The 10,206-nt window shown below is 73.1% G+C and carries 11 protein-coding genes and 1 pseudogene; 4 read left to right on the top strand and 8 right to left on the bottom strand.

From position 1 onward, the window contains the following. Nucleotides 1–133 precede the first annotated feature (133 nt). A complete protein-coding gene (locus DJ70_RS04225) occupies nucleotides 134–1,069 on the top strand; it encodes a DUF4349 domain-containing protein (RefSeq protein ID WP_094530457.1) in 936 nt (311 codons plus the stop codon). A gap of 40 nt (nucleotides 1,070–1,109) precedes the next feature. Here the strand turns inward: DJ70_RS04225 and DJ70_RS04220 are convergent, their stop codons facing one another. From DJ70_RS04220 to DJ70_RS04200, 5 genes are all read right to left on the bottom strand, one after another. Next, nucleotides 1,110–1,958: a VOC family protein gene (locus DJ70_RS04220; RefSeq protein WP_094530455.1), complete on the bottom strand. Its 849-nt coding sequence runs from the start codon at nucleotides 1,956–1,958 to the stop codon at nucleotides 1,110–1,112. Between the two features lie 77 nt (nucleotides 1,959–2,035). Next, nucleotides 2,036–3,508, bottom strand: a complete 1,473-nt coding sequence (locus DJ70_RS04215) for a small ribosomal subunit Rsm22 family protein (protein WP_094530453.1) — start codon at nucleotides 3,506–3,508, stop codon at nucleotides 2,036–2,038. A 30-nt stretch (nucleotides 3,509–3,538) separates the two neighbouring features. Next, nucleotides 3,539–4,312 (bottom strand): NAD(P)-binding domain-containing protein, encoded by a 774-nt coding sequence (locus DJ70_RS04210; RefSeq protein WP_094530451.1) that lies wholly within the window; start codon nucleotides 4,310–4,312, stop codon nucleotides 3,539–3,541. Between the two features lie 79 nt (nucleotides 4,313–4,391). Continuing rightward, nucleotides 4,392–5,660 carry an MFS transporter gene (locus DJ70_RS04205; protein WP_094530449.1) on the bottom strand — a complete coding sequence of 423 codons (1,269 nt, stop codon included), beginning with the start codon at nucleotides 5,658–5,660 and terminating at the stop codon, nucleotides 4,392–4,394. 90 nt (nucleotides 5,661–5,750) lie between these two features. Beyond that, complete coding sequence (locus DJ70_RS04200; protein WP_094530447.1) at nucleotides 5,751–6,425, bottom strand: DsbA family protein; 675 nt, start codon at nucleotides 6,423–6,425, stop codon at nucleotides 5,751–5,753. Between the two features lie 54 nt (nucleotides 6,426–6,479). Between DJ70_RS04200 and DJ70_RS04195 the strand changes: the two genes are divergently transcribed. Both DJ70_RS04195 and DJ70_RS04190 read left to right on the top strand, forming a co-directional pair. Continuing rightward, on the top strand, nucleotides 6,480–7,496 hold the full coding sequence (locus DJ70_RS04195; RefSeq protein ID WP_094530445.1) for a hypothetical protein: 1,017 nt from the start codon (nucleotides 6,480–6,482) through the stop codon (nucleotides 7,494–7,496). A gap of 106 nt (nucleotides 7,497–7,602) precedes the next feature. Next, a pseudogene (locus tag DJ70_RS04190) lies at nucleotides 7,603–7,893 on the top strand (DUF5779 family protein); the annotation flags it as partial. A 26-nt stretch (nucleotides 7,894–7,919) separates the two neighbouring features. On the opposite strand, the gene DJ70_RS04185 reads toward DJ70_RS04190, so the two are convergent. From DJ70_RS04185 to DJ70_RS04175, 3 genes are all read right to left on the bottom strand, one after another. Beyond that, on the bottom strand, nucleotides 7,920–8,357 hold the full coding sequence (locus DJ70_RS04185; protein WP_094530443.1) for an RNA-binding protein: 438 nt from the start codon (nucleotides 8,355–8,357) through the stop codon (nucleotides 7,920–7,922). Between the two features lie 13 nt (nucleotides 8,358–8,370). Then, nucleotides 8,371–8,559, bottom strand: coding sequence for a DUF1918 domain-containing protein (locus DJ70_RS04180; RefSeq protein WP_094530441.1), 189 nt, complete (start codon nucleotides 8,557–8,559; stop codon nucleotides 8,371–8,373). Between the two features lie 71 nt (nucleotides 8,560–8,630). Further along, entirely contained in the window at nucleotides 8,631–9,212 is a 582-nt protein-coding gene (locus DJ70_RS04175; protein ID WP_094530439.1) for a DUF7524 family protein, read from the bottom strand. A 104-nt stretch (nucleotides 9,213–9,316) separates the two neighbouring features. Between DJ70_RS04175 and DJ70_RS04170 the strand changes: the two genes are divergently transcribed. Further along, nucleotides 9,317–10,204 (top strand): universal stress protein, encoded by an 888-nt coding sequence (locus DJ70_RS04170; RefSeq protein WP_094530437.1) that lies wholly within the window; start codon nucleotides 9,317–9,319, stop codon nucleotides 10,202–10,204. Nucleotides 10,205–10,206: the final 2 nt, after the last annotated feature.

Below are 10,206 nucleotides of genomic sequence, written 5' to 3'. Positions count from 1 at the left end.
TCGGGGGCGGAAACCCGGCGGGAGGGGCGGCGGTCGCCCGAATACCGCCGAGATCGGACGGGACGGAGCCGAAGGACAAACGACGGTTTGTTCCTTGCGAGCCTTTACCGCGAGCGCGACGTATCCCCCGGACATGGACACGAGACGACTGCTGCTCGTCGTGACGGTCGCGGGCCTCGTGGCGCTCGCCGGCTGTGCCGGTGCCGGCGGCGGAGCCGGAGGGGGCGCCGACGCCGGCGGCGACGTCCCCGAATCGCGATCGCTCGAGGGCAACGGAGCCGGGGGGTCGAACGGGGGCGAGGACGGCGGGAGCGGTACGGCCGAGGCCGCCTACACCGTCACCGAAGACGGCGAGGCGGTCGCCGCGGTGGCGGAGCGGCGGCTGATCCGGACCGGGAACCTCCGGGTGACGGTCGACTCGTTCGAGGAGGCGGACGCCGAGGCCCGCTCGATAGTCGAGGAGTACGGCGGGTTCGTGAGCGACTCGACGCGCGAGACGCACGAGCGGGGCGACGAGAACTACACCGTCGGCTCGCTCACGGTCCGCGTCCCGAGCGAGGACTTCGACGCCGCCATGGCCGACCTCGAGGCGCTCGGAACGGTCGAGCGGTCGACGACGGAGAGCCGGGACGTCACGGACCGGATCGCTGACCTCGAGGCACGCCTGGAGAACCGGCGGGCCGAGCGCGACCGCCTCAGAGAGCTCTACGAGGAGGCGAACACGACGGAGGACGTGCTGGCGGTCCAGTCGGAGCTCGCGGACGTTCAAGCGGAGATCGAGCGGATGGAGACGCGACTGGCCTCCCTCGAGGAGCGCGTCGCGCTGTCGACGATCCGGGTCGAGCTCCGCGAGGAGCCGCCCGACCCGTCCACGCTGTCGACGGCGTGGTACGACACCGGGGTCGTCACCGCGTTCCTTCAGTCCGTCCGCGGCCTCGGAACGGTCCTCCGGGCGATGGTCGTCGGTGCCGCCTACGCCGCGCCGTACGTCCTCGCGGCCAGCCTCCCGCTCGTCGGCGTCGGACTCGCGATCCGTCGCCTGCTCTCGCGGTCGGGCGCCGAGGAGTGACGTCCGCGGTGGCGGCGACGCTCCGCCGCCCGCGACTCGGCTACCGCCCGTCTCCCACCCGGACCTCGATCCCGTCCGGATCGGTGACCGCGAACCCGTCCCCGGCGGTCGAGTCCGCGTCCACCCCGAGTCGGTCCCGGAGTTCACGGCGAGCCTCGTCGCCGGGGACGACGACCTCGAACCAGTCGAGTCCGCGGCCGGCGGCCGGGTCGGTGCGTCCGTTCCACGTGTTCGCGCCGACGTGATGGTGGTAGCCGCCGGCGGCGACGAACCGCGCGTCGGGGTACCTCGCTCTGGAGTCGAAACCGAATGTCGCTATATAGAACCGCTCGAAGGCGTCGAGCGACGTCACCTCGAGGTGGACGTGTCCGACGTCGGTGTCGGGCGGTGCCCGGTCCTCGCCGGCCGCGGCCGCGGCGACGCCCCCGACGTCGAGCGGTTCGGTGGTCATCCGGACGCCGCCGTCCGGGGTCCCGGTCCACGACTCGCGGGGGCGGTCACGGTACACCTCCACCCCGTTGCCCTCCGGGTCGGCGAGGTACAGCGCCTCGCTCACGTCGTGGTCGGACGCGCCGTCCAGTTCCCACCGCTCCCGGATCCGTGTCAACGCGTCGCCGAGCGCGCCGCGGGAGGGCACCCGGAACGCGGTGTGGAACAGACCAGCGTTCGCTCGCCCGCGGTCGGGCGCGTCGGGGTCGGCGGTCAGTTCGAGAAGCGGCGTCCCGCCCGCGCCGAGCGTCGCGATCGTCCCGTCCCAAGCGAGCACGGCGAGCCCGATCACGTCCCGGTAGAAGGCGGTCGTCGCGTCGAGGTCGTCGACGCGGAGCGCGACCCGACCGAGACGCGTCTCCGCGGGGAGCGTCGAGTCGCCGTCCGGTGACGTGTCCATGCCGGGACGACGGGCGGCGAGAGAATCAGCGTGTCGACGGCGCCGGGATCCGACCGGGTTCGCGTCCGGTCGCTCGCTCAGGGCGCGACGACGTCGACGACGGTCTCGTCGTCCACGACGACGTTGTACGCCCCCTCGTCGTCGTTCCAGAGCACGAGCCCGTTCTCGACGAGGACGACCGCGCCGTAGTCGGCCCCCCGGAGTCCGTCGTTGAGGACCGTCTCGCGCGTACAGACGAGGTAGTGGTCGGTCCGCTGGGAGCCGTCGCCGACGCGATACACCGCGTTCTCGCCGTCGCTCAGGTCGTGGCTGAGCTTCACGGCGAGGAGGTTCACGCGGTCGGTGACGTGCGCCTCCGAGTCGGCCATCCGCGCGCAGCGGTCGTCGCTCGCGCGCGCGTCGACCCGGCGTTCTCCGTCGGTCCGCAGGATCGAGTAGGCGAACTGGACGTCGACGTTGTGGAACTCGCCGGGCTCGTCGGTCGCCTCGCGGGCGGCCGCCTCGTCGAGCCGGCGCTGGAACGGCGGCACCGCGAGGTCGGCCCGGACGTCGAAGGACCACCCGCGGTCGCTCGGGGACGCGTCGGGCCAGAGCCGGAGTTCGGGCGCGTACACCTCGACCCCGCTCTCGGGAGTCGCCACCGCGCGCTCGACCTCGCGGAGGCCGATCGCCGTCTCGCGGTCCGCCGGCGCGAGCGCGACGAGGCTCCCGTCGGCCGCCAGCGCGTCGGTGGCGGCCTCGAGGACCGATTCCGGGTCCGCGAGTTCGGAGAGGACGTTGCCGAGAACCACCAGATCGAAGGGTTCAGCGAGCGGATCCGACGGGTCGGACGGAGCGGAGCGATCGGACTGGGTGGACGACTCCTCGAGACCGAACAGCGACTCGGCGGTCGTCCGGTGGACCGTCGACCGGAAGTTCCGGCCGGTCTCCTCGAGCAGCCGGCCGAGGACGTCGGCGGCGGCGCTGGGCTCGACGGCGTGGTACTCCACGACCGCGTCCTCGGGGAGGTAGTCGTGGAGGCCGAGCGCCGGGCCGCCGACGCCCGCGCCGACGTCGAGGACGCGGAGCGTCCGGTCGAGCAGGCCGTTCTCGGCGAGGTCGTCGAGGACGTAGCCGATCGCCGCGTAGTAGCCGGGGAGGTGGTAGATCGCGTAGCCGAGCGCGGCGATCCGGTCGTACTCGACGTCGTTGCCGTAGAGGTAGTCGGCCTTGAGTCGGCGGATCGTCTCTCTGAGCTCGTCGCCGGAGTCGCCGACGTGCCAGTTCGCGCCGAACTCCGCGACGAGGAGGTCCTCCAGGGCGAACGCGTACGCCTCGGGGAACGCCTCCGGAGCCCACCCCGGCGGGCGGACGGGGTCGTCGTCGACGGGGACGAAGCTGCCGTCCTCGCGCTCGCGGAGCCGGAGGTCGAACGCCTCCTCGCGGAGCGTCTCGCGGACGACGGCGGGGTGTGGCGTCCCCTCGATGTACTCCGATATCTCCTCGGGGTCGATGGGGCGGACCTGGCGCAGGTAGTTGGCGGTGTCGCGGACCGCCGCTCTGTCGATCATGGATAGGTTGCTGTCGGGTTCCGGATGGGATCAGTCGTGTCGGTCGCGAGGGTCGCGCTCGCCGCGGGCGCGCTCGTAGAGGTCGGCGAACCGCTCCGGGTCCGCGTCGGCGATCTCGCGGGCCGCCTCGGCGACGTCGTCGGCCCCGTCGAAGGCGCGCTGGATCTCGGCGTACACCGCGGGCGCGCCCTCGGTGACGGTGTCGGCCACGTCGTCGAGCGCCGCGGAGACGGGGGTGTGGAACTCCTCGCGGACCTCCTCGCCGGCGAGCCGCCACGCGAGCACCGCGGCGTGTGCGCCCGCCTGGACCGTCTCCATCGCGCGGTCGTGTTCGGCCGCCGTGGTCTCGAAGACCTCGTTGCCGCCGGCCTCGATCGCCGCGGAGACGGCCCCGACGGTCGGGCCGGGCTCGTCGACGACGGCCGCGACGTTGCCGGGGACCCGCGGGGGCGCGAACAGCGGGTGGTAGCTCGCGCGCTCGAGGTCGGGGGCGTGCTCGCGCATCGCCGCGATCGAATCGGTCATCTCGCCGGAGACGTCGAGGATCGCCCGGTCGGCCCGCGGCGCGTACGCCGCGACCGCGTCGGGCACCGCCGACATCGGGACGGAGAGACAGACCGCGTCGTGGGTCGTCCCCGCGTCGGCCGGGACCGCCTCGGCGTCGCGTGCGGCGGCGGCGTCGGCCGCGATCTCGGGGTCGCGGTCGGCGAAGCTCACGCTCGCGTCGACCGGCGAGCCCTCGGCTGTGAGGGTGTCAGCCACCCAGCGGCCGATCTCCCCCGCGCCGACGACGAGCACGTCCATTCGTCGTCCGACCCGAGGACCCCCGAGCGGTAAAAAGGCTCGACTCGCCCGGCGGCCCGGACCGCCCCCGCCACGCGGCTCATCCGCTCCGGCTCGACGGGGCGGGGCCGACCCGCGGCGCGACCGCCCGAACCGCCGGAAGCAACGCTAGCGCGATGGCGAGCTCGAGCCCGCCGACGGCGAGGAAGGCGGCCCGGTAGCCGAACGCGCCCGTCGCGCCCCCGCCGACGAGGAACCCCGTCAGGAACCCGAGCGAACCGAACACGTTGAACGCGCCCATCGCCGCGCCGCGGGCGGCCGGGTCGACGAGGTCGGTGACGAGCGCCATCGTCGCCGGGGCCATGAGCGCGCCGCAGACGCCGACGAGCACCATCAGCCCGGCCGCGACCGGGTAGACGGGCGCGATGCCGACGCCGACCGTGACGACGCCGTACGCGATCGACCCGAGGACGACCGGGACGAACCGGCCGATCCGGTCCGACAGCGTTCCGAACGGCGACTGTAACAGCGCGAACGGGACGAAGAAGAGGGCGAGCGTCGCGCCCGCCCCGGTCGCCGAGAGCCCGAAGGTGGCCGGGTCCTGGAAGTAGTACACCCCGACGAGCGCGAAGAAGCCGGCGGTCAGGCGGTCGACGAAGCCGAACGCGAAGGGGACGAGGAGGGCGGGCGTCTCGCGGGCGCGGGCGAGGACCTCCCCGAATCCGGGCTCGTCGCCGTCCGTGGTGCCGGCATCGGCGGCGCCGTCGGCGGCGGCTCCCGTGTTCGTGACTCGCTCCCCCGCCGTCCGGTCGTCGACGGTCGCCGCCAGCAGCCCCGCGCCGGCGAGGACGACCGCGCCCGCGTACACGGGGTAGAACGCGCCGAGGTCGGCGAGCGCCCCGCCGACGACGGAGCCGACCGCGGCTCCGAGCCCGATCGCGAGGCCGGCGGCTCCCATGTTCCGGCCGTTGCCGCCGCCCAGGTCCATCAGCATCGTGATCGCGAGCGAGAACGCGCCGATCGTGAGCGACCCGCCGACGACGCGGACGAGGAGGGCCGCCGGGAAGCCGAGGCCGAGCCGCGGGACCGCGGCGAGCGCGGCGTAGGCGGCGGCTCCGCCGAGCGCGCCGGCCACGACGAGGGGGACGCGCCGGCCGAGCGCGTCGCTCGCGGCGCCCCAGACCACGGCGAACGTCACGAAGGCCGCGAACTCGGCGACGAGGAACCACATCCCCGCGTCGATGCCCGCCGGCGCGCCGAGTTCGACCACGAGGGCGGGGACGCCGGGATAGAGGAGGACCTGCGAGATCAACACCGCGAGCACGACGGCGACGAGCCGTCGCCGGTCCCCGCGGTCGTCGCTCGTCATCGCTTTATAAGACGGGTCGAACGGGCAAAAGGCCGACGTTCGGGGGACCGCGGAGCCGGACCGCCCCGAGCCGTCCGCCGGGACGCCGGCTCAGAGCGCCGACTCGATCGCGTCGATGATCGCTCCCGACTCGTAGCCGTCGACGGCCTCGCCGTTCACGAATATCGTCGGGGTTCCGGTGAGTCCCATCGACTCGCCCTCCTCGCGGTCGTCCATCGACGCCTCCTCGTACGTCGAGAACTGGGCGTCGGCGATGGCGGCACAGGGGTCCGCCCCCGCCGTCTCCGCGGCGGCTCCGAGCGCCTCGCCGCTATACTCGCCCTGCGACTCGTAGGCCGCCGCGGAGAACGCGAAGAACGCCTCGTCGCCGGCGCGGTCGCCGACGCCGCGGGCCGCGCTGGCGACGGGGACCGCCCACGTCTCGTTCACGGGGATCGGGAAGTCCCAGTGCTCGTACCGGATCTCGCCGGAGGCGACGAACTCCTCGCGGACGGCCGGGAAGTGCTCGAGCTTGTAGGTCGCACAGTGGGGACAGGTGAAGTCCTCGAAGGCCCGGACGACCACGTCGGCCTCGGGGTCGCCGAGGGTCGGCCGGTACCCGAGGTCCGGATCGGTCGGCTCCGAGAGGTCACAGCCGTACTCGCCGGTGTCGAGCGCGTTCCCGCCGTCCCCGCCGTCGCCGCCGGTTCCGCCCGCACAGCCGGCCAGCCCGAGCGCGCCGCCGGCCGCGACGCCGGAGAGCAGTGCCCGCCGCGTGTGTTCCATGTCATCGGCTCGGGGTGGGACGCACTTAACCACACCGAGAGCCTCCATCCGGCCGTGACCCGACCGTCGACGTACGCCCACGCCCGCTACCTGGAGGCCAAACGCAGCGTCGACGACCGCGCGCTCCACCGCCCGACGCTCGACCGGCTGCGGGCGGCGGTCGCGGACCGGTCCACTCCCCTCCACGTCGTCGAGGTCGGCTGCGGCACCGGGACGATGCTCCGGCGGCTCCTCGAGTGGGGGGTTCTCCCCGACGAGGTCGTCTACCGCGGGTACGACCTCCGGGAGGGGACGCTCGACCGCGCCGTCGACGAACTCGGGAGGTGGGCCGACGACGCGGGGTACGCCGTCGATCTCGACGACGAGACAGGCGACGATCCGGAGACGACGAGAGCGGTTCGCCTCGACGGTCCCGGCGGGTCGTCCGTGACCGCGACGTTCGCCGCGGCGGACGCGGTCGAGGTCGCCCGCCGGACCGACGCCGAGTACGACCTGCTCGTCGGCTGCGCGTTCCTCGACCTCGTCGACCTCGATCGGGCGCTCGCCCCGCTCCTCGGGTTGGTCCCCGGCGGGCTCGCGTACTTCCCGATCACCTTCGACGGGGAGACGTTCCTCGCCCCCGCACTCGGGGACGGGAAGAGCGAGAGGGAGGAGGTCGACGACGCGACCGAACGCGCCGTCCTCGACGTCTACCACGCGACCATGGACGCGCCGGACCGTCCGGGGGGGAGCCGAACCGGACGGGAGCTGTTCGCGGCGCTGCCGGCCGCCGGCGGGGAGGTCGTCGCCGCCGGCGGCTCCGACTGGGTCGTGACGCCGCCGTACCCGGCCGACGAGGCGTACTTCCTCCACCACCTGGTGAACGGGATCGAGGGGGCGGTCGGCGAGGCGCTCGCGGACGCCGGCGAGGAAGGCGGCGAGCGCCTCGCCGACGGGGCCACCGCGCGGCTCTCCCCCGAACTGGTCTCGGCGTGGGCCGACGCGAGACACCGCGCGGTCGCGGACGGCCGGCTGACCTTCGGCGCGCACAACCTCGACGTCCTCGCGCGCGTCGGGGACGACGGTCGATAGCGGGCGTCGGAGCCTCGCGGCCGCACGCGCCCGATCGGCGGGAGTTCGCTCCGAACGCCACCACTCCGCCCCGAACGCTTTTGCCGGCGTGAGTCGACGCTGGAGTATGAGCGACTGGGACCTCGACTTGCGCGACGCCGAAGAGCAGATGGACGAGGCGTTCGCCGACGCGGGCGACGTCGTCCTCGGCGTCCTCGACGGGACGACGGACCCGGAGACGTGGATCCGGACCGTCGATTACGGCAACACCCTCGTGTTGTCCGTGGAGGGAGACCTCAACGAGCTGGCGGCCGGCTTCGCTCGCGAGATCAAGGACATGGGCGGCGAGCTGATGCACTTCCGCGGCTTCCTGATCGTCTCGCCGCCCGGAACGGGGATCGACACCGACCGGCTGAACCGATAGCCCGGTCCGCGGGAGCGTCGCTACGGCGCGTCCGCGAGCCGGGAGAGCGTCTCCCGCGCGTTCTCGACGGCCGCTTCCTTCTTCGCCGGATACGCCTCGACCTTCGCCCGGACGGTGATGCCGGGGCCGAGTTCGACCTCGCCGCGGAACGCGGCCTGCTTGTCCAGCCGCATGAACAGCGCGCAGTTGTCGTCGACGCGCTGGTCGAGCTCCTCGAGCACGCGGTCGAGGTCGTCGAGCTCGGCGATCCGGTCGAGCACGTGACGCATCCCGTCGGCGACCTCGATCCGCGCGGAGAGGACGACGATCCGGTCGCCGTGGTGGCCCACGTTCTCGACGCGGTCGAGTTCGGCGTCCGCGGGCAGCAGCGAGCGGAGCGCCTCCTCGACGCGCTTCTCGTCCTCGGTCGCGTACGAGAACGCCCGGAGGTCGACGTAGTGGAACGGGACTGCGGGCACGGGCGAGCGGAGGTTACTCCTCGGTTTCGACCGCGTCGAGCGACTCCTCGGGGACGCCCGTCTCCTGGCCGTCCTCGAAGCTCACGGTGTAGGTCGCGTCGCCGAACATCGTCTCCATCACCTGCGTGATCCGTCCCGTCTCGCCGTCGTACTCGCTGTGTTTGTCGTGGAGAACGACCTCGTCTTCCTTCTCGAAGCTCATGGCTTCCGGTTCCGCCGGGACGGTTAAAAGCGCGCGGATCCGCCCCGAACGCCGGTCTCGAGGGGGGACCCCTACGACAGCAGGTACAGCGTCGCCGCGAGCGTGGTCGCGAGGACGAATCCGACGGCGAGGAAGACCAGCACGCTGTCGATCGCGACCGCGGCGACGACGCCGAGCGCGACCGCGAGGAACGAGACGAGAAGCGCCGGCACGCCGCCGCGCTCGATCGCCCGTTCGAGCCCCGCGGCGACCCGGCTCGGCCACGGCTGGGGGGGGCTGCGCTCGGGCGGCTTCGAGAGCCGCTCGTCGACGACCACCTCGTCCGGGGCCACCTCCGGCGGCGGCTCGAGCCGCACGTCGACGTACGCCGTGTTCGAGCCGTACCCCGTCACGACCTTCAGCTTCCCGCGGACGGGCTCGTCGATCTCGACGGCCGAGACGTGGACCCGTTTCACCGCGTCGTCCTCGACGTAGTGGTTCACGTCGGCCATGGAGGCCACGCGGTCGAGGTCGTCGTCGAGGTGGAGATGGACGTGCGTCGATCGGCCGCGGTTCGCGAGCTCGATCGAGAACGGGGGCGTGGTGGCGAACCGGTCGGGGGCGCTGATCGAGTGGACTTCGTCCCCGTTCAGTTCGACGGCGAGGGTCGACACGCGTGGTACCTCACGCCGTGGTCAAAAAAAGATTCAGTATGGTTCGGGGGGAGATCGGCCCGATGCGAACGCATTAGCCGCCGGAGGTGCTACCCCGAGGAGAGATGTACGACGACCTCCTGCTGCCGTTCGACGGGAGCGACGGGGCCGCCGACGTCCTCGGACACGCCGCCGACGTCGCTCACGGCACCGGCGCGACGGTTCACGTCCTGTTCGTCGCCGACACCGCCCGCGACAGCGTCACGGTGATCGAGGGTCGGACCGTCGACGTGCTCGAACGAGAGGGCGAGCGCGTCGTCTCGGAGGCGACCGAGGCGCTCGAGGCCGCGGGCGTCGACCACGACGCCACGGTCCGCCAGGGCAACCCCGCGCCGACCATCGTCGACCACGCCGAACGGGAGGGGCACGACCTGATCGTGATGCCGACGCGCGGTCACGAGGGCGTCTCGAGACACCTCCTCGGGAGCGTGGCGGAGAAGGTGGTTCGACACTCGACGGTCCCGGTGCTCACGACCCGGATGCGCCCGGACGAGACGCGCGCGTTCCCCTACGAGCGGATCCTGATCCCGACCGACGGGAGCGCCGGCGCGGCGGCCGGGGTCGAACACGGCCTCGCGCTCGCGGCCGCGCTCGACGCGACCGTCCACGGGCTGGCGGTCGTCGACGACGAGGGGTTCGACCCGCTCTCGGGGATCCTCGGCGACGACGACGGCGCCGTGAATGCCGTCGACGGGAGGGACGCCGCGGACGACGCCCTCGACGACCTGGCGGACGCGGCCGACCGCCACGGCGTCGCGGAGTTCGGCCGCCACGTCGAGCGCGGCGATCCGGTGGAAACGATCGTCGCCGCCGTCGCCGAGCTCGACGCCCACGCGGTCGTGATGGGGGCGACCGGGGACCACGGCGACGAGCGGGTGCTGCTCGGGAGCGTCGCGGAGCGGACGGTCCGTACGGCGCCCGTCCCGGTGATCACGGTTCGGGACGGGGGATGAGC

Origin of the sequence: Halorubrum halodurans (assembly GCF_002252985.1) — an archaeon.
GTDB classification, from domain to species: Archaea; Halobacteriota; Halobacteria; order Halobacteriales; family Haloferacaceae; genus Halorubrum; species Halorubrum halodurans.
This window is presented reverse-complemented; position numbering and strand designations above follow the sequence as displayed.